The sequence below is a fragment of the Pseudomonadota bacterium genome (assembly GCA_022361155.1).
Lineage (GTDB): Bacteria > Myxococcota_A > Polyangia > Polyangiales > JAKSBK01 > JAKSBK01.
Genome location: JAKSBK010000408.1, coordinates 1 through 21,684 on the forward strand (window position 1 = coordinate 1; position 21,684 = coordinate 21,684).

A 21,684-nucleotide genomic window follows, 5' to 3' on the forward strand; every position below is an offset into this window, starting at 1 on the left:
TGCGTGCGATGTTCCGCCGCGCCTCGCTGCAGGATAACACGCAGCAGCCGTTTCAAGTGGGCGAGGCCCTGGTCGACCCGGGGGCCCACACGCTGACCCGAGGACGCGCGACCGTCACCCTGTCCTTTTACGAAGCGGGACTGCTGAAGCTGCTGCACGAGCACCGCGGCTGCCCGGTCTCGCGGGATGAGATTCTCGACAAGATCTGGGGGTTGCAGGCGAATCCTTCGAACCGCACGGTGGATAACGTGGTGGTCAAGCTGCGCAAGAAGATCGAGCCAAACCAGGATCGACCCCGCTACATCCTCACGGTGTATGGCCTGGGGTACAAGCTCGCCGGCGGAAGCACGACTTGACCGAGCTACGACCCCTCGGTACAACGGCGAAGGCTCCGGGATCACGTACTTCGCGTGCCGCCGATGAGTGGAGGAGCGCTTGGCTACGTGACCGCACGGAAGCCCGATCACAACGCCGAACCGGCAGCCGCCAGCGGGTCGCCGCATCGCCAATCCGGGTCGGCCGAGGCCATCGGCCGGACGGTTGGCGTCGGCGTGTTCTGGATCGTCACCGTGTTCGTCATCGGAGCGGGGGCGCTGTCGATCTCCAGGCAGGTATTCCCATCGCCAGCGGCCTCCGTGCCCCACGATCCCCTCGCAACCGGCTGGTGCGGCCGAGAGATCTCGGCACTTCAGGCGGAGCTGCTTGGGCGCGCTGGAGGCTTCATCTCCGATGCCCTGTCGCGGGAGCCGCTCGACGCCTGGCTTGCCAAATGGGACACCAGGAAGGTGGAGCTTGCTCGCCGCTGCCCGACCCTGAAGCAAGCCCAGCGCGATCTGGCCGAGCTGCGGCTGATCACCGTGCGCATGCTGGAAGGTTTCAAGCAGCAGCAAGATCCGGTGCTGCGACGTATTCGGACAGCGGTCCAAAAGGCGCCGCACGACCAATCCCTCTCTAGACGGCCTCCATGAACGACACCCAACAATCGGTAACCGAAGCGGCAGCACCTGCGGAAAGCCTTGGCTTCGATGCACTGCCACTGAGCAGCCAGGTTCGTCGAGCCCTCGACGAGATGGGCTACGCGGAACCTACTTCGGTACAGTCCGCAACCTACGGGCCGGCCGCACAAGGCCGCGACATCATCGTGCAGTCCCAAACCGGGACAGGAAAGACCGCGGCCTTCGGGCTTCCGCTGGTCGATCGGCTCGTGAGCGATGCTGCACAGAGCCAAGCGCTGATCCTGGTGCCGACTCGCGAGCTCGCTTTGCAGAACGCCGACGAGCTCAACCGGCTCAGCCAGCACCTTGGCATCGGTGTGTCGGCGATCTACGGCGGGGCCGCCATGCAGCCGCAAATAGATCAGCTCAGGAAGGGGACACAAATCGTGTGTGGGACCCCGGGCCGCGTGCTCGATCACCTCAGGCGCGGCACGCTCGACGTTTCGGGGCTCCGAGTGCTGGTTCTGGACGAAGTGGACGAGATGCTCTCCATGGGCTTCGCCCGCGAGCTCGGTGCGATCCTGGAGCGACTACCACCCAAGCGCCAGACCATGTGCTTTTCGGCTACCGTGGACGATGATGTGCGGCGAATCGCACAACGGCACATGCACGAGCCCGAATTCATCGGGCTTTCGAGCGACGCGGTCGCAGCGGCGAAGATCGCACACTACGCCTTCATGGTCCCCGGCAAGGATCGTACCCGCGATCTGGTTCGCATCCTGGAACTGGACGATCCGGAAAGCGCGCTCATCTTCTGTAATCAGCGCAGCGAAACGGAACGCGTGGCGGCCGACTTGCAGGCGGCTGGCTTCAATGCGGACTGGCTCAACGGCGATCTGCCCCAAAAGGATCGCGAACGGCTCATGGGCAAAACACGTGAGGGTAAGCTTCGCTATCTGGTCGCCACGGATGTAGCCGCGCGGGGAATCGATATCTCCCACTTGACACATGTAATCAACTACACGTTCCCCGAGTCGGCTGCGCAGTACGTCCACCGCACGGGACGCACAGGAAGGGCGGGACGTACCGGTACAGCGCTGTCGCTGGTTAGCCCCCGAGAGCTCGGCAGCCTCTACTACCTGCGGCTGCAGTACAAGATCTTCCCCGCCGAGCGCTCGCTGCCGACCCAAACCGAGCTACGAACCCGACAGGAGGTCGATCGCCTGGACTGGCTCCGAGAGGCATTCCAGGGAACGCCGGCCCCGATGGACGTCGCCGTTGCGCGCCGCCTGCTGACGCATGTCGACGCGGAGAGGATCGTTGCGGGACTTGTGAGCACGTTCCTCGGCGCGAGCAAGAGCTCCGATCTGGACGCCGAAATGGCGTCTGCGCGTCGTGCCCGATCCCCCGAACGCCCTCACGAAGATGCACCGCAGCATCCAACGAGCGATGCGCGAGCCGAGCGACCCGAAGCTCAGCGATCCGGGCCCCAGAGGTCGAGACCGAAGCAACCTGCACGCCAAGCACGTGACGTCGCCGGCAAGAGCGCTCAAAAACCAAGCCCGCAAAAGCCGAGTTCCACTGCCAAGCACGCCCGGGCGAGCCAGAGCGATGACAAGGACCAAGGCGAGCTGGCGCAAGCGTGGGCAACGCTTCAGCTCGAGCTCGGCCGGCTCGACGGCGTGCGCGTGCGAGAGGTCACCCAGCTTCTACGAGACCGCTGCGGGCTGACTCGAGCCCGCATGGGTAGGATTCGCATTCGCGATCGCTACACGCGGGTCAGCGTTCCGCAGGCCCAAGCCGAAAGCATCCTGCGCAAGCTTGAGGGTCAATCGCTGCACGACAAGCCCTTGAATGCAGTAGTGGCGGGGGCATGACGTGATCGGGCGCGCGGTTGTCCCGCCTGGCCGCCATCGTTGCGCGATTGCCGCCATGTCGGGTGTGCTGATGCAGCTCGCGTTCGGCTGTCGCGGCGACGACCACACCACCCAGCCAACCGGCAGGGGCCTGGGCCGCGCAACAAAACAACTCCCCGCCGCCGCCAGGGCGAAGCCGAATTCCGCTCTGAAGCTCGACCAGAAGCAACGGGGGGTGAGACCGGCTCGCTCCCAACCCCTCGCTCGTCCTGGTTTGCCGGCCGACCAGCCTGCGACACCAGCCGGATCCTCCGAGTCGGGGGCTCAGCAGGGCCAGCGAGCCACGCGACGGCCGAGCGTGGCACGGAACTATCCCGCCGAGCTGCGATCCGCTATCGGTGATCCGTCGGGTTGTCTGCCTCGGACGGTCGGAGCAGGCTTGCCCCAGCAGATCGTGCTGAGGTTGCAGGTGCATGTCACGAGCAGCGGTAGAGTGACACGCGCCCATGCCTCCTCCAGCGTGCCCTCGGAAACGCTGCGTTGTATTCGCCGCAAACTCGAGTCCGTTCGCTTCAAGGCCCCGGTGGCACGGGCACCACGAACCATCACGACAACGATCACCCTGGAGCGGAGTGCGGGTACACAAGCGACCACAGTTCGCTGAAACGCGGCAGACAAACCACGTTTCGTCCATCCTTGAAGACGCAGGGTTGCGCTCGTACCTTAAGAGCGCCGATCGTAGCCCGGAGATCGATAGGAACTCGCCGTGAGTGCCCAGACGAGCCCCGACCCCCCACAAGCTCAGATCAGTCGCCTGGTCGGCGGGCGCTTCGAGATTCAAGCCCATCATGGAAGCGGACCCTGGGGCGCGGTGCTGCGTGCGCGCGACGTCGCAACCGGCGGTGCATTGGCCATAAGACAGCTCGGCGGCGCCCTCGCCGGCAGCGCCGACGCGGTCAAGCACGTCGAACAGCGGGTCGAGGCAGCCGTAGGCCTCGAACAGCGCAACATCCTGCGGACGCATGGCATCATCGTCGAAGCGGAGCGGGGGCCCTTCTTGGCATCCGAGTGGCCTGACGGGTCCTCGCTGTTGGACTTTGTGCGTGTTCGGCGCCATGGCGATCGAAAGTTATCCGCGCGGGGCGCCTACAACGTGTTGGCTCACGTCTGCCGAGCGCTGTCCTACGCCCACGCGACCACGTGCCACGGTCTGCTGCGGCCGGCCGTGGTATGGGTCTCTGCGTCCGGTCGTATCAGGATTGATGAATTCGGGGTGTCACTAGCTGCGGCCGAGCTCGGTGCCTGGAAGTCCCTCGATCCGGCGGAGCAGAAGTTCCTGGCACCAGAAATCCGGGAGGGAGGACCCGTAGACGCCCGCAGTGACGTGTTCGGGGCCGGCGCGCTGTTGCACGTTCTGCTCACCGGACGCGCGCCTGCTGAACCTACCCAGCGGCTCTCCGAGGCGCACCCGGCACTTGGCGAGGAGCTCGAGTCTGTGTTGGCCCGATGCCTTGAACCCGAGCCTGCGCGCCGCTTTTCCGCAGTGAGCGATATCGCCGAAGCGCTGCGTCCCTTGGCCTTGGCTAGCGTGCAAAGCGGCGAAGGCCTTGGAGCCGAGATCGAGATCGACGTGCGCATGGAGTCCCGCCCTCCTGCGCCCATGGTCATCGACAGCAAACCGCCTGGGCCGCAAGGCCGCACGGAGGCGGCTCGACGCGCCAACGGAAGAGCCGGCGCTCCGGCAGGCTCGCGCGCGGCCAAGCGGCCGGCGGAATCCGCCGAGACGGCTCTTGCCACAGCGCTCGCCACCATCGAACGTAACGACGCGACGCGTTGGATGCTGGCCAAGGATGGCGTCGACCACGGCCCCTTCTCGGGCCGCGAGCTCGTGGACCTGATTCTGAGCGGCGATGCGCTGGCGGAACACGGGCTGTTGAACATGGACACCCGCGAGCGCAAGAGCTTGGCGGAGTTCAAGGACTTCGGCGAGTTCGTCGCGCAGTACGAGTTCCGTCGAAAGAAAGCCAGCGAGCAGCGGGCGATCGAACGATCGCAGAAGGCGGAGCGTCGCACGAACACCGCGAAGTACCTCGTCTTGGCCGGAGCCGCAGGCGCGCTGGCGCTGGGCATCCTGGGCTATTTCGCGTCCCGACCCGACGACAAACCGGGGCAGCGTATGGCGGCGGCCGATCTTGCAGCACTGTACGAAAGCGGCCAGGTCAAAGTGAGAAGCAAGGCGGGTATTCTGCCACGGTCCGGATCCCGGTCGAAGCGCTCCGCAAGCCGCAAGAATTCGAGGCGCTCCTCTGCCAAGGGGAGTCCATCCGCCCTGGCAAACGCCGGCGGCCTGTCCTACGAACAGGCCATGATGCAGCCCGTGCGGCTCGACGTAGTCAAGAGCGGCGGGGAGCGCCAGCTGCCCCGCGCTACCATCCAAACCGTGATGGATCGGCGCCTCAACTCGCTGTTTGGCTGCGTCGGCAAGGAACTTCGCCGCGGCGGTCGACTGGCGACGGTGACCATCGATATGGCCGTTCTGGGAACCGGGGCAGTGCAAGGGGTATCGGTGAGGGGCAAGGGCAGCTCGAGCTTCAAGGGCTGCGTGGCCGCCAAGGTGCGCAAGGTCCAGTTCCCGACCTTTCCTGCGGCGCGGATGGGCGCCCGTTATGCTTTCGATGTGGATTAACCGAACCGCAGCTGCATTGACTGAACCGAAGTAGTGCGGCACGACTGGCCCGCATGAGGCGCCGTTTCGAACCGAGCCTGCCGGTCGCACGCGCTGCCAGCCTGCGATATCCAGTCCTGGTGGCCTTGTTGACCCAAGCTTGCGGCTCGGGCTGCAGCACTACGCTCCACGGGGATCTTACGGAGGAGAACGCAAACGAGGCCCTGTTGGCGCTGCGCGATCGCGGCCTCACGGCCTCCAAGGTGGGGGAAAGCAGCCCTGGCGGACAGCCGCGGTTTCGTATCGAGCTGCCGCCGGCCCAAATGGACGAGGGACTCGCCGTGCTGGCCGAGTCTCACTTGCCGCGCACGGCTCAACCGGGCTTCAGCGAGTTCCTGCGCTCGGGACGCTTGGTTCCCAGCTCCAGCGAGGAGCAGGTGAGGCTGCTGGCAGCGCTTGGCGGAGAGCTCGCGCGCTCCCTCGAAGCGGTCGACGGCCTGGTGAGAGCGAGGGTGCACATCGCGCTGCCCGCGGCGCGCTCCGTCGACTTCAACCGCCCTTCCAGCCTCAAGGAGCCGCCGAGCCAGCCTCGCGCCTCGGTGCTGATAAAGCACACCAAGGACGCACTTCTACCCAGCGACTCGCACATTCAGGCACTCATTTCCGGGGCGGTACAAGACCTACCCGCCTCCAATGTGACTGTCGTTCGCGTGCCTGCCACGTCGCGGCCACCGGCGCCGCGACAGTGGAGCCAGATCGGACCGGTGACGGTCGCGAAGGACTCTGCGCCAGCCCTCAAGGCGACGCTGGGGCTGCTGCTGAGCCTGAACCTGGTGCTGGGCGGGGGTCTGCTTTGGGCACTGAGAAGGTATCGCGTGCTGTCCAAGGCATAACCAGCACCTACCTGCGCAGCTCATTCCACGATGGCCAGCTCGGCTCCTTCCTCCACGGCATCGCCTTCGCTGCATTTCAGCTCGCTCAGGCGGCCGGCGATTGGCGCCTCCACGGGAAGCTCCATCTTCATCGATTCGAGCACCACGATCGCCTCACCCTTGGCTACCGTATCCCCGACCCGCTTCGCGATCTTCCAGACCGTGCCCGTGATGTGAGCCTTCACCGTGATCGCCATACCAAGCTACCTTACCACCCAGCCCTAACCCGGATCAGAGCCCTTGGGCGCCGGGCCAAAATAACATGCGAGGTCGGTTTTGAGGCGCCCGGCCAGTAAGGCGCGCCGTCGTGCGAATACTCCCTGTATTCGAAGGCGGCGCAACACGGCCGGACGGGATGGATGGGTCGAAATCGAAGTGGCGAGGTTATTTGAACCGGCGCCTTGGCAAAGAGCGAGCAGGCGGGGCAACCCCCTGAAAACAGGGGGGTTTCCACCCGAGGGCTTGGCGTGTCAGATTGACACTTCCGGTGTGCGCTTGCTACACTGTGGTATTTTTGACAGACTCCAACGCCGTGCAGGGCGCCTTGAGGAGCATCGCGTCTTTTGGCGCCCGGCCGCAGCGGTACAATCGACATCACCTTCGTCGTTTCGGAAAGCAAAACGGATGAGCCAGCAGCAAAACGAATCCTCGGTTCTGTTCAACCTGCGCGAGTTGATGAACATAGAGGAAGACCGTATCAAATCCGAGGAAGTTGAGCAGCAGAGGCAGCTCGATGAAGAAGCCAGGCGAAGGGAGGAGGAGGCCGCTCGCATTCGAGCAGAAAAGGAGGCGCAGGAACGCGCGGCCGAGGAGGCCCGGCAAGCCGCCGAACGGAAGGCCGTAGAGGAAGTGGAGCAACGCGAACGCGCGCGCCAGGAGGCCGAGCTGCGCACGCGGCTCGAGGCCGAACAGCAGGCTCGCCTCCAAGAGCAACAGGCGTTGCTGGCGCACGAGCGCCAGATGAAAGCCATCGAGGCGAAACGGCGCAGCAGCATCCACCCCGCGCTGCTCACCCTGCTCTTCTTGCTGCTGGCAGGAGGAGGCGCGTTCGGCTATTTCGGTTGGTACAAGCCGCAGCAGGAGCGACTTGCGCGCGAGAAGGCGACCGCCGAGCGTCTGGCGGCGCAGCGCGCCGAGCAAGCCCGCAAGCAGCGTGAGCTCGCGGCGGTCGCCCTGGCCGAAAAGCAACGGGAGCTCGAAGAGCTGCGGCGGGTGGCCGAAGAGCAAGAGAAGGCACGTGCCGTAGCAGAGTCGCGCGCGGCTCGAATCGCGGCCGAAGCAAGCAAGGCAGAGGCCAGCAAGGTGGCCGTGGCCAAGGTCCAAGAGAGCAAGCGCAAGCGCAGGAGCCGGCGTGCGGTCAAACGCCGTGACCGTGCTCGGCGAGCAGAGCGCAAGACCAAGGCGGTCAAAAAAGAGCCAGTGGTGCGTGGGGACGACGATCCGCTGAAGGGCCTCGACGTGTTCTAGGGACCGCGGCGGCGGAGATGTCGTCCAACCCCGGCCTCGCCTTCCCGCTCGACGTAGGCTCGCTGACCGAAGCGCGGCAGTGGGTTGCACGGTTGCGATCCGCGGTCGACGTTTTCAAGGTGGGACTCGAGCTCTTCACGCGCGCAGGGCCCGACGCGGTACACGTCGTACACGACGCCGGGGCTTCTTGCTTTCTCGATCTGAAGCTTCACGATATCCCTGCCACGGTCGCACGCGGAACGCAGGCGGCAGCAGCCATGGGTGTCTCGTATCTGACGCTTCATAGTGCGAGCGGAGCCGAGGCTCTGAGACAGGCCCAGGCAGCAGCGCAACACGCCCCAACCCGGCTGCTTGCCGTCGGTGTGCTAACGAGTCTAGATACCCAGGACTTGCGTGCCATAGGCGTCCTCGATGATCCGCTGGCGCTCATGAAGCGTAGGGCGGAGCTTGCCATCGGCTGCGGCGTCACGGGCTTCATCACCTCGCCCCGCGAGTGTGCGCTGCTGCGCGAGCTTGTAGGTCCCGGCGGACTGCTCGTAACTCCGGGCATCCGGCTCGGGCACGTCGACAGGGACGACCAGAAGCGAGCGGCCCGTCCGCGAGAGGCTGTCCTTTGCGGCGCCGACCTGCTCGTCGTGGGGCGGCCTCTACGCGAGGCGGCGGATCCCGTGGGGGTCGCCGCGACCATACGCAACGAGATGGACGAAGCCTATAGGGAGCGTGAGACCAACCGATGAAACGCTTGCTGGTGGGTGCGCGTGCGGTCACGGAAGCCTTGCGCACGCAGCCGGATAGAATCAGCGTCGTGTACGCCGCAGAGCATGCGAGCGGCAGAGCACGGGCTCTGTGCTCGCAAGCGCAGAGGCAGGGAGTCCGAGTCCAGAGCGTCCCGAGACTACGACTCGACACGCTAGCCCGCGGGCTGAACCACCAGGGCCTGATCGCACTCGGCGGCGACTACCCCTACCGCAACCTCTCAGAACTGCTGTCGGAGCTTCCTGCAAGACCCCTATTGGTCGCTTTGGATCAGGTTAGCGATCCGCACAACTTCGGGGCGATCGTGCGCAGTGCAGTGGCGTTCGGAGCCGACGGCCTGATCACGTTGCGCGACCGATCCTCCCCCGTGACACCGGTCGTCGTGCGCAGCTCAGCGGGCGCAACAGAGCACGCCAAGATCGCACGTGTAACCAACCTGGCGCGTACCCTGACCGAGCTGCGCGAACGCGGCATGCAGGTCTTGGGCCTCGACCCTGATGCGACGCAGGACCTCGAGTCTGCCGAATATCCGCTGGAAGGTCGGGTCTTGGTCGTGGGAGCGGAAGGCCACGGCATGCGGCGCTTGGTGCGACAACGCTGCGACCTGCTCTGTCGGATCGAGCTCTCGGGCCCCCTCGGGGCACTGAATGCAGCCGTTGCCGCAGCCGTCGCGCTCTATATAAGCCAGCGGGAGCGCCGGTGACTAAGCCGGGCCAAGAGCGTATGATCCCGCCCCATGGCGCCCACGGCTGCAGCCCTGATCGTCGGCGATGAAATCCTCAGCGGCAAGGTCCGAGAGCGCAATTTGAGTCGTCTCGCTGGCGAGTTGTTCGCCCTCGGAATACGTTTGAGACGAGCGGTGGTAAGCCCTGACGTGCAGGAAGAGATCGCCGCCGACATCTGCGCGCTCTGCGGGCGCTACGACTACGTCTTTACGAGTGGTGGAGTGGGTCCGACGCACGATGACCTTACGCTGCCGGCTGTGGCGCAGGCTTTGAACCGCCCCCTGATCTTGCACGAGGAACTCGCCCAGCACGTACGCACGATCTACGGCGCGCGCTGCAACCCCAACCACATGCGCATGGCACACGTTCCCCAAGGAACGACGTTGGTGTTTGGCCCGAAGCTGCGCTGGCCGGTGATCGCCCTGGGCAGTCTGTTCGTCCTTCCGGGAGTGCCGGAGATCTTCAGCATGAAGCTCGACGCCTTGAAGATCCACCTGCGCCAGCCCCATGGATTCATAACCCGCGCTGTGTATGCGCTATGCGATGAAGGCGAGGTCGCCGACTGCATGCAGCAACTCGCGCAGAGCCACCCGGACGTGGCCATTGGAAGCTACGTGAAGTGGCAGGCCAAGGACTACAACCTCAAAGTGACGTTCGACGGAACCGACCCAATCGCTGTCTCGCGTGTGCTCGCTCGGTTTGTGAAGAACCTACCCGCGGGCAGCCTGGTTCGGGTCGAGGACTAGATGACGTCGACTAGCTGGAGACAACGGATATGGGCAATATGGGCAATATGGGCAAGCGGATAGTTGCGGCCTGGGCGCTGGCTTTGTTGCTGATCCCTGGTTGCGGAGGCTCGAACGCGGACGACTTCGTGGGAACCTACGACGTCAACGTGGCCCTAACCGTCACGCTGCTGGGCGTTTCCATGCCCCAGCAAACGATGGAAACGCTCACGATCAACGAGGGCACCACAACCGACCTGGTGATCATGCGCGAGACCTGCCCGTTGGGTGCCAACATCACCGACGGCAGCCGCTTCGAGATCCCAAGCTTCAGTTGCGACATCACGGTGAGCAGCGCCAGCGCCACCGCCAGCGGGATGGGAACGGGATCCGTAAACAACGGTCAGTTGACCCTCACCCTCGATGGCATGGTAACCGTGGCGGTGCTTGGCACCATTCCTTTCACCCTCACGGCCACCGGCCCCAGGCGCTAGCCTAGTTCCTAGTAGGCTCTGGCCCAGACCACGCGTTGCTTGCTCGGCTTGCCACTGAAAGGACAGCGCCCCGGACCGTCAGCCTGTGCCAGTTGTCCCGGCAAGGGGATGCAACGCAGGCTCACCGAAAGTTCCCGGTTCAGTTCTTCCTCTACCACACGGTCACCGGACCAGTGGGTGAGCGCAAAGCCGCCGTGGGGTGACGAGGGCGCGTTCTGCTCGCCGCCTTGGGTGCAGTAGAAGTCGGCGAAGTCCTGCCTCTTGTCGATTACGCACGTATGCTGCTGCCTAAAACGCTTGGCACGCTCGAGCATGCCGTCTTGGACCTGCTGCAGCAGCGACGGCAGCGTCGCCGCTAGCTCGCTGCGCGATACTAGCCGGCGCTCTTTGGGGGATCGATCGCGACGGCTCAGGGATGCAGCGTCCTGGGAAGCCTCTCGCGGGCCGACCTCCAGACGGATGGGGATCCCCTTCTTGATCCAAGACCAGACCTTGTCGCCGCCACGCAGGTCCCGATCGTCGAGATCCACCTCGATGTGGCGGTCGCCGTACGTGAGCGATCGCAGTTGATCCCTGAGCGACCAACAGTGATTCATGACGGCTTGAGGGTCGTCCGCCCTGATCGTGATCGGCAGGATTACCACGTGGGAAGGAGCGAGTCGCGGTGGCAGCACGAGCCCATCGTCGTCCGCGTGGGTCATCACCAGCCCGCCGACCAGGCGCGTGGTCGCGCCCCATGAGGTCGTCCAGGCATGGTGTAAGGCGCCTTCACGATCGAGGAACTTGATGTCGGAAGCTCTCGCGAAGTTCTGCCCGAGAAAGTGTGAAGTCCCTGCTTGCAACGCCTTGCGGTCCTGCATCATCGCTTCGATCGCGTACGTTTGCACGGCGCCCGGAAACCGCTCACGCTCGGATTTGGCACCCTTTACGACAGGCATCGCCATGTCACGCTCGGCGAACTCAGCGTACACGTGGAGCATGCGTTGCGTTTCCTCGCACGCCTCCTCACGGGTTGCGTGAGCGGTGTGTCCCTCCTGCCAGAGAAACTCGGTGGTGCGCAGGAACATGCGGGTGCGCATCTCCCAGCGCACCACGTTGGCCCACTGGTTGATGAGCAACGGAAGATCCCGATAGGACTCTACCCATTTGGCGAACGCCGCTCCGATGATCGTCTCGCTCGTGGGCCGAACCACCAGAGGTTCCTGCAGCCGCGCGCTGGGTGACGGAATCAACGTGCCATCGGGACCCGCTTCGAGCCGATGATGGGTCACGACAGCGCATTCCTTGGCGAAGCCCTGTACGTGCTGTGCTTCCTTTTCGAGGAACGACAGCGGGATGAAGAGCGGAAAATAGGCGTTCTTGTGACCCGTCTCCTTGAACATGGCGTCGAGGCGACGCTGCATGTTCTCCCACAGTGCGTAACCCCAGGGCTTGATCACCATGCAGCCACGTACGGGGCTGGTTTCCGCGAGATCAGCCGCGCGCACGACCTGCTGGTACCATTCCGGGTAGTTCTCTGTACGGGTGGGTGTGATCGCTGTCTTCGCTCTGCCCATGTTGGGCGCCAGTATGGGGGCGGCAGGCGCAAACGCAAGGTCAACGAGCCGCGGCAGTGGTATGCTTGACGCGTGATCGAGGGAGCTACCATGCTGATTACGGGTGGCGCGGGCTTCATAGGCACGGCCCTTTGTCGCGAGCTCGTCGAAAGCAACCACGTGCGGGTCTTCGACAACCTGCGGCGCAACGCACTGAGCGAAAGCGGTCTCGAAAACCACCCCAATGTGCAGCTCGTCGTGGCGGACGTGCGCGACAGTGCCGCGTTGGAGCAGGCGATGCGCGGCGTCGACTACGTGATTCACATGGCGTCGATCGCGGGCGTAGACACCGTGCTGCGCGAACCCGTGGTGACGATGGAGGTTTCCTTGGAGGGCACGCTCAATGCGCTGCGCGCTGCACACAAGGCCGGGCGGGTAAAGCGCTTCGTCGATTTTTCTACGAGTGAGGTGTTTGGATCGTACGCGTTCCGGGTGCGTGAAGCCGATGTAACGAGTCTGGGTGCGGTTGGGCAGGCGCGCTGGACCTATGCGGTATCCAAATTGGCGACCGAACACCTCGCCCACAACTATTGGAAGCGCCACGGGCTGCCAACCTGCTCCATCCGGCCGTTCAACATCTACGGTCCTGGCCAGGTGGGCGAGGGAGCGGTGCATGCCTTTGTCACGTGCGCGCTGCGCAACGCGCCTCTCAGCATTCACAACGAGGGCGACCAGATTCGTTCGTGGTGCTACATCGACGACATCGTGCACGGCATCGTTCTGGCGCTGGAGCGACAGGAGGCGATCGGCGAAGCCTTCAATATGGGCAACCCCAGGAGCACGGTGACGATCTACCAGCTCGCACGACTCATAGCCCAGCTTGCGGAGAGCAGCTCCACGATCCAGTTCGTCCGTTGGGATCACCCGGACGTGGAGTTACGCATCCCGGACGTGCGCAAGGCCGAGAGCCTGCTCGGATTCCGGGCCAAGACCGACCTGGAAGAGGGCCTCAAGCGAACCATCGAGTGGTACCGGGCCAGGCTTGCTGGACCGACGGAGCACCGGCAGCAACCTGACTCCTGAACCGATCGAGACGAGCTGCCGCAGAGGTGGGCATTTGTAGGAGGAGGGTTGGGCCGGGAGTCGCTGGCAAGGCGCGACGACTAGCCGCGGGCATTCTTGCGGAGGTGCAACACGGACGGTGGCGTTTGGAGCCTGCAAGACGGGCAGGTTGTGGTGTGGCGGGTCCTTAGGGCTGGTCACGGCACGAGCTTTGCTTTACCGTCGTGAAGGGCATGGCGGGTTTCCTCATAGCTATCGACCAGGGTACCACGGGTTCGACTGTGCTCGTGCTGTCCGAACAGGCCGAGATCCTCGGCAGGGCAACCCGGGAGTTCACCCAGCGTTTCCCGCAGCCGGGTTGGGTCGAGCACGACCCCGAAGACATCTGGGCGAGTGTGACCGATGCGCTCGGCGAGGCGCTTCGGGCGGCAAGCATTGCGCCCGGAGACTGCGCTGCCGTTGGCATCACCAACCAGCGTGAGACCACGCTGCTGTGGGACCGCGGTACGGGCAAGGCAGCCTACAACGCGATCGTGTGGCAAGACCGGCGTACAGCGGCGCGCTGTGCGGAATTGAGGGATGCCGGGCTCGAACCGATGTTCCGCGAGCGTACCGGGTTGGTTTTCGATCCCTATTTTAGTGGAACGAAGCTGGAATGGCTGCTGGACAACGTAGAAGGGGCTCGCTCGCGAGCCGACTCGGGCGAGCTGGCTTTCGGGACCATCGATAGCTTCCTGCTACACCGGCTCACGGCCGGAGCCGCGCACGCCACCGACGCGACCAATGCCTCACGGACGCTGCTCTACGATCTAAGGCGCCACTGCTGGGACCCCGAGCTGGCTGCAGCGCTGCGAATACCCCCAGCGGTGCTGCCGCGCGTGGGTGGCTGCGCCGAGATCTACGGCAGGACCCGAGGGGTGCCGGGGCTTGCAGATGGCATTCCCATCGCGGGCGTGGCCGGTGACCAGCAAGCTGCGATGTTCGGTCAGAACTGCTTCGCGCTCGGCGACGCCAAGTGCACGTACGGAACGGGGGCCTTTCTGCTCGTCAACACGGGTATCGAACCCGTCCGCTCCAGCCACGGTCTCATCACCACGGTAGCTTGGCGTCTCGGGAAAGAGACCACGTATGCGCTCGAGGGCAGTGCCTTCATCGCCGGGGCCGCGGTGCAGTGGCTGCGCGACGGGCTGAAGCTGATCCATGCAGCAGCCGACGTGGAGGCGCTGGCTTCCCAGGTCGAGTCGAGCGGCGAGGTTGTTTTTGTCCCCGCTCTGGCTGGACTTGGAGCCCCCTACTGGGATCCGCTGGCTCGAGGCTTGCTGTCAGGAATCACCCGCGACACTTCCGCTGCCCACATCGCTCGTGCTGCCCTCGAGGGCATTGCCTTCCAAATCGACGATTTGGCGCAGGCCATGACCCAGGACGCAACCAGGCCCCTTGCCCGCTTGCGCGTGGATGGCGGAGCCTCCCAGAATGATCTGTTGATGCAGTTGCAAGCGGACCTTTCCAACCTACCGATCGACCGTCCCCTGTGTGTCGAGACGACAGCCCTCGGTGCTGCTTACCTTGCGGGCTTGGCCGTGGGCGTCTTTTCCGACCCTGACGCGATCGCCGAGGTTCACCGAATCGAGCGCACCTTCGTGCCGCGACAAGCACCGGAGCAACGCGACCGCAACAGACGCAAGTGGCGAGAAGCGGTCAGCCGCGCGAGGAGTCGAACAACGACACCATGAGCGAGTCTTCCAACAAACACAAGCCGGCGGGCAAGAACCAAGTACCTATTGCGTGGGAGGCGCTGGAGGACGCCTTCGAAAACAACGCCCCCGAAGTGCACAGTTACCTGCACTTGGCGACGGGCGAAGTCGTGCGCATCGTCGACGGGGTCGCCGATCCCGCAATGCATAGACGCATCCTGGCCGACAGCAGCTACGTGCGCGTCGATGCCGTCTCCTCCCGCGAGCAGTATCGCTGGATGGAGCGATTCATCGCCACGGTCGATCAGTTGGAGTTGCGCAGGAAGCTGGTCGAGGCGATAGACGGCAAGGGAGCCTTCCGGCGCTTCAAGGACGTGCTGATGAGTCACCCGATCGACCGCGAGCGCTGGTTCGTCTTCCGCTCCGAGCGTCTGCGGACATGCATGGCGGCTTGGTTGGAAGCGCACGGCATCGAGCCTGTCGAGCGCACGCAATGGCACGTTCCTACAGCCGACGAGGTCAAGGCCGCGGCCAACCGCGAGGAGGCCGAGCGTCCCGACCGGCGCTCGCGTGCGGCCGCGGCGGAAGCTCTTAGGAGTCGTCTGCTCGAGCTCGCGGCCGCCCTCCCCGTACGCGAGCTCGATACGGCGGTTGCGTACCTGGAGTTTCTGCGGGAGCGCCGTCACCTTCCGCGTGCCCATGCCAAGCTCGCGGGCGCGCCAGCCGGCAGATCCGCGTCCGCCGCGGTTTCGGTGAGCCCCGGGGAAGCGACCGAGGACAGTGACGCTGCGCAGGATGCCCCCTCCGAGTCGGAGCAACGCGCTGTCGGGGCAGCGGGCAGCAGGGCGCGAGAGGGATAACCGTTCAGGCCCGGAAGTCGGGTTTGGAGGCGGTCTGCCGCTGGCGCTACGGAGAGGGGCGCGCGCTCACCAGTGCCACTGGCAAGCCCGTGCGCCATGCACTATAGGTTTGGTGCAGAGCCCGCTGAGCTCATGGCGCTGCCCCCCAGCCGGCTCGCGGGCTCTGCTTCGAGTCGCTCCGCGTGCCTCGGACGGGTACCAAGGGAATGAAGGCGCTGCAGGTCATGGCCGTGGTCGCGTTCGTATCTACGCTGTCGGTGGATCGGCGCCTGGCATACGGTCAGGCGGCGGTGCGCGTTGACGGCATCGCGGCCGTGGTCGGAGCCGGCCAGCCGGGTGCCCGTGTCGACGTGATTCTGCGCAGCGACATCGAGTTGCTTGCGCGTATCGTGTGGATCGGTCGCACGAGCGGTCCACCATCGCTGGAGCCTCTGCCTTCCACGCTTCTTCAAGCGACGCTCGATCGGGTGGTGGGCGAGCTGCTCATCAGTCGCGAGGCGGAGCGAGTAGGAGCTGCAACGCCGGGCGCCGGCGATATCGTTCGCGAACGCGAACGCTTGGAAGCCTCCGCCGGGGGACCCCTGCGCCTGGCGGCGCTGCTCCGCCTGCTGCTTGTCCCGCCGTCCGAGATCGACCGAATCGCGCTCCGGCGCTGGCGGGTGCGGGAGTTTCTGACCGCAAGTCGCGAGGGCCGCGGCGAAGCTGCTGGCCGCCAGCCCGAGACCGGCAAGGCCGCGGTCGAGCCGATCGCTCGACGGGCCGAGGGGGCGCCCGACGACGCCACGCTCAGTCGCGCGCGCGCGCACTGGATCAAGCTTCTGCGCGCCCGAACGCGCGTTCGCATGCTGGCCAGCTACGTGTCGAGGCCGGCGCCGCAATGAAGGGTCCGGCCACATTGGACGGCCTTGCTGAGGGCCCGCTGGTCTCAACCATGCTCGAGCGCGATCTGGACGAGGTCCATGCCATCGCCGCTAGCTGTTTCCCGCGACCGTGGCCGCGCACCGCGCTGGCCAACGAGCTCTCGCTGCCTTGCGCGATTCTTCGCGTTCTGCGAGCGGAGGCCGGCGGGACGGTCTACGCGTTTGCGACGGCCTGGCACTTCGCCGGCGAACTGCACATCCACAACATCGCCACGCTCCCTGAAGCTCGACGCCGCGGATACGCCACCACACTCACTCGAGCCCTTATCGACAGGAATCGCGCGCAAATCGTCCTGCTCGAAGTGCGGATCTCCAACGAAGCCGCACAGCGCATGTACCGCGGCCTTGGCTTTCGAGTGCGCGGCTTGCGTAGGGGCTATTACGCCGACAACGGTGAGCACGCGCTGCAGCTGGAGCTAAGGCGTCGGTCAAGATAGCATGGCCAGGTCGGCTTTGAGGCGCCCGGCCACGCAGAATGGCGATCAGGGGATTGGCGGCGGGGCGCTTGTGGCCTATGCTTCGAGCTCGGGATCTTCCTGTGGGGCGGCCAACCTGACATCAAGGGAGGACGCTTGACCAAGGCTCTTAATCTCAGCCCGCGGGGAGGCGCGCTTGGCGCGCCGGGAAGCTACCGGGCCGACACCACGCACTGTCGGCCCTACACGAAAAACGCCGTAGAGCCGTGCGCAGCCTCGTCGAGCCTGGCTGCCGGCGCAGGATCGCATCGGCAGCAGGCGGACCGGGCACGCGGAGCGGTGTTGGTCATCGACGACGAGCCCATCGTGCTGCGAGTCACCAAGCTCTTGCTGCTCTACATGGGGTTCACGGCGCACACCTCCCCAGGCTTGCAGGAGGGACTCCGCTTGTTCGAACGGCATGTACAGAGCTTGCACGCCGTGTTGCTTGATGCTTCGATGGCGGAGGCTAATCTGGCGGACACGGTCGGCCAATTGCGACGGCAAGCAGAGGTGCCGATTATCGTAACGAGCGGATACGCTCGGCACGAGGTGCTGGCAGACCTCGGTATGGCTGGCACCACAGACGAGGTTGCCTTCCTGCAAAAGCCGTTTCGTCCCGACGAGTTGGCGAGCGCCCTATCGCCGCATGGGGGCACCGGCGCCTTTGCCCGAACCGGGTCGCGCTCGCCCCTGGGATCGTGATGGGCTCCCGGTGCTGGCGCTTCTTGAACGCTGCCTGCCAGGCGCGATCGCGGGAGCTTTGGCAGGATTCATGGCCATGCCTTCAGGCTGCGCCCTCGGTCACCACGCCCCCGCGAAACGGCCCGCGGCAACGGTAGTCGCCCCATCGCCGGGGCACGCGCCCGATCCACCCCTGCAGGCCAAGGCCAACCCGTCGCCCGAGATCGCCGCAGCGCAGCGCCAGGTGCGGAGCAACGCGGCCGAGCAGATGGATGACAACACGGCGACTTTGCTCGACAAGGCCGTGGCCTTGGCCACGGCGGATAGCGCGCCGCGTGTTCGACCCGGGTCAGAGGAGTCACCGCAACTGCCACTAACACCTACAAGAGCGCAGGTGGCTCGGGTGCTCACCGCATTCAGCGACGCCGTTGGCGCGTGTGCCCGTGGAGAGAGTGGCACGGCGATCGCGGATCTGATCATCCGCAATACGGGACGTGTGGCCCATGTACGTGTACGCGGGAAGCCCTTCGAGAATCGGCAGAGCGGGCGCTGCATCGAAGGCGTTCTGCGGCGAGCCCGTTTTTCTCCCTTCGTCAAGGCCAGTCTGAGGGTCCGGTGTCCCTTGGTGATCGGCGAGCGCCCAGCTCCCGCAGCCGGCACAACGTCTTCGCGGCAGTAGCCACTCAGCGAGTGTATTCGAGAATCCTACAGGGCGTGTCCAAGGAACTGATCGTCCGTATCATTGAGATGCTCACCAGGCTCTGCCGATAGTCACGGTCGCGAGTGGGATCCGGCTACGGCCACGGCCACACAACGACCACGGCCACGGCCACGCAGAGTCCAGAACCTGCCGTCCCACGTTGGTCCTGGCCACCTGAAACGCGCCACTTCGCCCAGTACCGCTTGCCAGGGATTACGATGGATTCCCGCCGGCTCTGACGGCCGCTGGCGGTGTTGCACCTCCTCGAATATGCGCTGCACAGCATCGAAATGCACCGCAGTCATCCTCGGTGCGACTTGCCAGCGACCGACAGCCCTCGACGCGAATCGATCACAATCCCTGGCAAGCGGTACTAGGCCCTGCGCAGCTCGCTGCGATCGAAGACGTGGATGACTCCGTACGTTCCATCGTAGCCGGATTCACGCCGAACCTCACCCGACCGCAGACGTCGAACAGCCTCGGCCAGCAGGCTCGAGACTTGCCGGCGAATGATCTCGAGGGGCAGCTGCTGAAGGATGCTCAACTCCGGCCCGAGGCGTTCGAGCGTTACGGCCAAGTCGCGCGCCACGGTCTTGGTCTTGGGGCCGACGCCGTGGATTTCAGCCAGCAGCTGGGGCAGCGACACCAGACTGCGAAACGCGCGTGCGTTGGGTGCGCGCGCCTGGGCGGGGCGGTCCGCCAAGCACTCCACCCGGTGCATCACACCCACCGTGACCGGTTTGGCGCAGACCGGGCAATCGCCGCCAAGCTCACGCGTGCGTGTGGGCTCGAGGCGCACCCCGCACCTGCGATGACCGTCCAGGTGGTACTTGCCCTCTTCGGGAAAGAACTCGAGCGTGCCAAGGTAGTGCTCGCCCGTCTCGAGTGCTCGCCGCATGGCAAAGTAGTCGAGAGGCGTGTCAAAGATGCAGGCCTCGCGCCCCAGCATCGGCGGAGAATGCGCGTCGGAGTTGCTCACCAGCGTGTAGCGGTCGAGCGCCGAGACCCGCCAGTTCATGGGAGGGTCTGAAGAGAGGCCGGTCTCTACAGCGAAAATGTGATCGGCCAGGTCGGCATAGCACTCCGTGACCGCGTCGAACCCGGATTTCGAGCCCAGGACCGCGAACCATGGCGTCCAGATGTGCGCGGGCACGAGAAACGCCCCGGGTCCGCTTTGCAGCGTGATTTCGAGCAAATGGCGGGAGTCGAGCCCCAGGATCGGCCGCCCGTCGGATGCCAGATTGCCAACCTTGCCCAGCGCTGTGTTGAACCGGTCCACGGTGTCGAAATCGGGGGCGTAAACGAGGTGGTGGATCTTGCGCGTGCGTTCGCCCTTCTTGTAGATCGTGGAGATCTCGACCGAGAGCAGGAAGCGCATGTCGTGCTGGCACGAGGCGGGCAGCCGGCGTGCCAGCTCGCGTTCGATATCCGGTTTGAGCCGAAAGAGGCCAGGCTCGGCTGGCTCGAGCTTGTGGCGCAGCTCCGCGTACCAGCCCGGGTGGGTGAAGTCCCCGGTGCCCACAACCGCGATTCCCTTGCGCCTCGCCCAAAAACTCAGATGTTCCAGATCGCAGTCACGGCTCGTGGCACGGGAGTACTTGGAGTGGACATGCAGGTCGGCGCAGAACGGCATGGCGATTACCCAGTCCGTCCAAGAATAACTCGATCGGTAGATGCGCCACGAACGTAAATGCGCGGTTCAGTCCTCGTCAGGACCTGCAGCAACCTGCGACCACACCGCCAGCTCGTTGTCGCTGGGATCGAGGAAGTGAAACCTCCGGCCGCCCGGAAAGGAAAACGGGTCCTTGGTGATTCTGCCTCCTGCGTTACGCACTCGCTCGAGGGTCATGTCCAGGTCGTTCGAGTAGATCACGACCAAGGGACCACCGGTGCGCATTTTCTCTGCGAGGCAAAGCCCGCCCGATTCGCCGCCACCGTCTTTCTGGATGCCCAGGTAGTTGGGTCCGTACTCGTTGAACCGCCAGTCGAATGCGCTGGCGTAGAACTGCCTTGCCTCGCGCATGTTCCTAACGGATATCTCGACGTAGTCGATCTGATGCTGGGCGTGTTGGGCTTCATCCGACATGGTGCGGTCCTCCCGACGATTCGCGGGCTCACCAGCGACCCGCACACTGCGCCCACCAGGCTACAAGCGGGCACCAGCCCAACCTCGGCCCCTAGCTGCAGCTAGCCATCGTGGGCCGGGGCCGCCCCTCCTGCAAGCGACATCGACCAGCTGACGCCGGCCGCCAGCCACCAACCCGTCTCGTCACCCACGGCACCGGCGCTTCCGGAAAAATCCAGCTGCACTGTGGGTAGAGGGAACCATACGATGCCGCCACCAAAAGCTTCGCTGAAGGTGCTTGCCGCGCCCGAAGGGGCCAGCGTGGCGCTGGTGTCCACGAACAGCCCTACGTTGTCGTCCGTCCCAGGCACGCTCCAGCCGAGCACCACGTTGATGGGGAAGGTGGCCTGCCTCTTGTCGTTGTCGTCGTTGGCTACCTCGATGGCGGCGTTGACGCTCAGTGCCCATCCTGCCGGCAGGCCCCAGTCTGCCAAGAGGTCAAAACGCGGTGCGAGGTCACCGAGCTCCGCGCCGGCGGGAACCGCTGCAAAGATGGAGAAGCCCAACCCAGGGAGTGCGCCGCCCTCCTCTTCCGGCTCGAGCAGCAGGACCTTGGTGCCGAGCGCAACGTCTCCACGTTGAGTACCGTCCGCGCCGCCCAGGCTGAGGAAATTGGTTTCGAGCCTGATCTCGGCGCCATCGACCAGGCCGAGGCGCAGGGCGGTGGGAAAAGACTGCGTCGATTCGTCGCCGTCCCGTGACAGCTCCGCGCTGGTTTCCACCTGGAAACACAGCGGTCGAATCGGCAGGTATGCGTTCGTTGCACCCGGTCGGTCGGGGTTGAGGCTCGGCGCGCAGCCTGCCTGTGCCCGGGCGGCCTGGGGCAGCAGCAACGTCACCGAGGCCAAGGCCGCAACACCGGTGAGGCACGGTAGCAGCCGGCGGACAACCCCGGATCGGAGGGCGGTTGGGGTGGACAGGGCGGTTGGAGTGGACAGGGCGGTTGGGGTGGACAGGGCGGTTGGAGTGGACAGGGCGGTTGGAGTGGACAGGGCGGTTGGAGTGGACAGGGCGGTTGGAGTGGACAGGGCGGTTGGAGTGGACAGGGCGGTTGGAGTGGACAGGGCGGTTGGAGTGTTTCTGGACGTCACGAA

At 65.1% G+C, this 21,684-nt stretch carries 21 protein-coding genes and 1 pseudogene; 17 read left to right on the forward strand and 5 right to left on the reverse strand.

What is annotated here, in order from left to right; translation table 11 throughout:
• The 5 genes from MJD61_15780 to MJD61_15800 all read left to right on the forward strand — a co-directional run.
• Positions 1–356 (forward strand): response regulator transcription factor (locus MJD61_15780; protein MCG8556725.1); only part of this gene is annotated, 356 nt, incomplete at its 5' end.
• Positions 357–419: 63 nt separating this feature from the next.
• On the forward strand, positions 420–968 hold the full coding sequence (locus MJD61_15785) for a hypothetical protein (protein MCG8556726.1): 549 nt from the start codon (positions 420–422) through the stop codon (positions 966–968).
• The gene (locus MJD61_15790) at positions 965–2,812 is read left to right on the forward strand and encodes a DEAD/DEAH box helicase (protein MCG8556727.1); all 1,848 of its coding nucleotides are present in this window, start codon (positions 965–967) and stop codon (positions 2,810–2,812) included. Before MJD61_15785 ends, MJD61_15790 begins: the two co-directional genes overlap by 4 nt.
• A 745-nt stretch (positions 2,813–3,557) precedes the next feature.
• The gene (locus MJD61_15795) at positions 3,558–5,477 is read left to right on the forward strand and encodes a protein kinase (protein MCG8556728.1); all 1,920 of its coding nucleotides are present in this window, start codon (positions 3,558–3,560) and stop codon (positions 5,475–5,477) included.
• 53 nt (positions 5,478–5,530) lie between these two features.
• Positions 5,531–6,349, forward strand: a complete 819-nt coding sequence (locus tag MJD61_15800; protein ID MCG8556729.1) for a hypothetical protein — start codon at positions 5,531–5,533, stop codon at positions 6,347–6,349.
• Between the two features lie 20 nt (positions 6,350–6,369).
• Here the strand turns inward: MJD61_15800 and MJD61_15805 are convergent, their stop codons facing one another.
• A complete protein-coding gene (locus MJD61_15805) occupies positions 6,370–6,585 on the reverse strand; it encodes an acetyl-CoA carboxylase biotin carboxyl carrier protein subunit (protein MCG8556730.1) in 216 nt (71 codons plus the stop codon).
• A gap of 427 nt (positions 6,586–7,012) precedes the next feature.
• On the opposite strand from MJD61_15805, the gene MJD61_15810 reads away from it, so the two are divergent.
• From MJD61_15810 to MJD61_15830, 5 genes are read left to right on the forward strand one after another with little or no spacing between them, the layout of a single operon-like run.
• The gene (locus MJD61_15810; GenBank protein ID MCG8556731.1) at positions 7,013–7,855 is read left to right on the forward strand and encodes a hypothetical protein; all 843 of its coding nucleotides are present in this window, start codon (positions 7,013–7,015) and stop codon (positions 7,853–7,855) included.
• A gap of 17 nt (positions 7,856–7,872) precedes the next feature.
• Positions 7,873–8,592: an orotidine-5'-phosphate decarboxylase gene (gene pyrF / locus MJD61_15815; protein MCG8556732.1), complete on the forward strand. Its 720-nt coding sequence runs from the start codon at positions 7,873–7,875 to the stop codon at positions 8,590–8,592.
• A complete protein-coding gene (gene rlmB, locus MJD61_15820; protein ID MCG8556733.1) occupies positions 8,589–9,314 on the forward strand; it encodes a 23S rRNA (guanosine(2251)-2'-O)-methyltransferase RlmB in 726 nt (241 codons plus the stop codon). The genes pyrF and rlmB overlap by 4 nt, the downstream gene beginning before the upstream one ends.
• 33 nt (positions 9,315–9,347) lie before the next feature.
• Positions 9,348–10,082 carry a competence/damage-inducible protein A gene (locus MJD61_15825; protein ID MCG8556734.1) on the forward strand — a complete coding sequence of 245 codons (735 nt, stop codon included), beginning with the start codon at positions 9,348–9,350 and terminating at the stop codon, positions 10,080–10,082.
• A gap of 29 nt (positions 10,083–10,111) precedes the next feature.
• Positions 10,112–10,555 (forward strand): hypothetical protein, encoded by a 444-nt coding sequence (locus MJD61_15830; GenBank protein ID MCG8556735.1) that lies wholly within the window; start codon positions 10,112–10,114, stop codon positions 10,553–10,555.
• Positions 10,556–10,563: 8 nt separating this feature from the next.
• Here MJD61_15830 and proS read toward each other — a convergent pair whose 3' ends face one another.
• Positions 10,564–12,111, reverse strand: coding sequence for a proline--tRNA ligase (gene proS, locus MJD61_15835; GenBank protein ID MCG8556736.1), 1,548 nt, complete (start codon positions 12,109–12,111; stop codon positions 10,564–10,566).
• Positions 12,112–12,183: 72 nt separating this feature from the next.
• On the opposite strand from proS, the gene MJD61_15840 reads away from it, so the two are divergent.
• The 7 genes from MJD61_15840 (at position 12,184) to MJD61_15870 (ending at position 18,444) form a co-directional block, all read left to right on the forward strand.
• Positions 12,184–13,173: an NAD-dependent epimerase/dehydratase family protein gene (locus tag MJD61_15840; protein ID MCG8556737.1), complete on the forward strand. Its 990-nt coding sequence runs from the start codon at positions 12,184–12,186 to the stop codon at positions 13,171–13,173.
• Positions 13,174–13,385: 212 nt separating this feature from the next.
• Positions 13,386–14,885 carry a glycerol kinase GlpK gene (glpK, locus tag MJD61_15845; GenBank protein MCG8556738.1) on the forward strand — a complete coding sequence of 500 codons (1,500 nt, stop codon included), beginning with the start codon at positions 13,386–13,388 and terminating at the stop codon, positions 14,883–14,885.
• A complete protein-coding gene (locus MJD61_15850; GenBank protein MCG8556739.1) occupies positions 14,882–15,706 on the forward strand; it encodes a UPF0158 family protein in 825 nt (274 codons plus the stop codon). The genes glpK and MJD61_15850 overlap by 4 nt, the downstream gene beginning before the upstream one ends.
• 182 nt (positions 15,707–15,888) lie before the next feature.
• Complete coding sequence (locus tag MJD61_15855; GenBank protein ID MCG8556740.1) at positions 15,889–16,587, forward strand: hypothetical protein; 699 nt, start codon at positions 15,889–15,891, stop codon at positions 16,585–16,587.
• A complete protein-coding gene (rimI, locus tag MJD61_15860) occupies positions 16,584–17,063 on the forward strand; it encodes a ribosomal protein S18-alanine N-acetyltransferase (GenBank protein ID MCG8556741.1) in 480 nt (159 codons plus the stop codon). The genes MJD61_15855 and rimI overlap by 4 nt, the downstream gene beginning before the upstream one ends.
• Positions 17,064–17,198: 135 nt before the next feature.
• The gene (locus MJD61_15865) at positions 17,199–17,786 is read left to right on the forward strand and encodes a response regulator (GenBank protein ID MCG8556742.1); all 588 of its coding nucleotides are present in this window, start codon (positions 17,199–17,201) and stop codon (positions 17,784–17,786) included.
• 76 nt (positions 17,787–17,862) lie between these two features.
• Positions 17,863–18,444 carry a hypothetical protein gene (locus MJD61_15870; protein MCG8556743.1) on the forward strand — a complete coding sequence of 194 codons (582 nt, stop codon included), beginning with the start codon at positions 17,863–17,865 and terminating at the stop codon, positions 18,442–18,444.
• Between the two features lie 400 nt (positions 18,445–18,844).
• Here the strand turns inward: MJD61_15870 and MJD61_15875 are convergent.
• From MJD61_15875 to MJD61_15885, 3 genes and pseudogenes are all read right to left on the reverse strand, one after another.
• Positions 18,845–20,098 (reverse strand): annotated as a pseudogene (locus tag MJD61_15875) (endonuclease Q family protein).
• Between the two features lie 66 nt (positions 20,099–20,164).
• Positions 20,165–20,551, reverse strand: a complete 387-nt coding sequence (locus tag MJD61_15880) for a VOC family protein (protein MCG8556744.1) — start codon at positions 20,549–20,551, stop codon at positions 20,165–20,167.
• Between the two features lie 101 nt (positions 20,552–20,652).
• Complete coding sequence (locus tag MJD61_15885; GenBank protein ID MCG8556745.1) at positions 20,653–21,681, reverse strand: transporter; 1,029 nt, start codon at positions 21,679–21,681, stop codon at positions 20,653–20,655.
• Between the last annotated feature and the right edge of the window lie 3 nt (positions 21,682–21,684).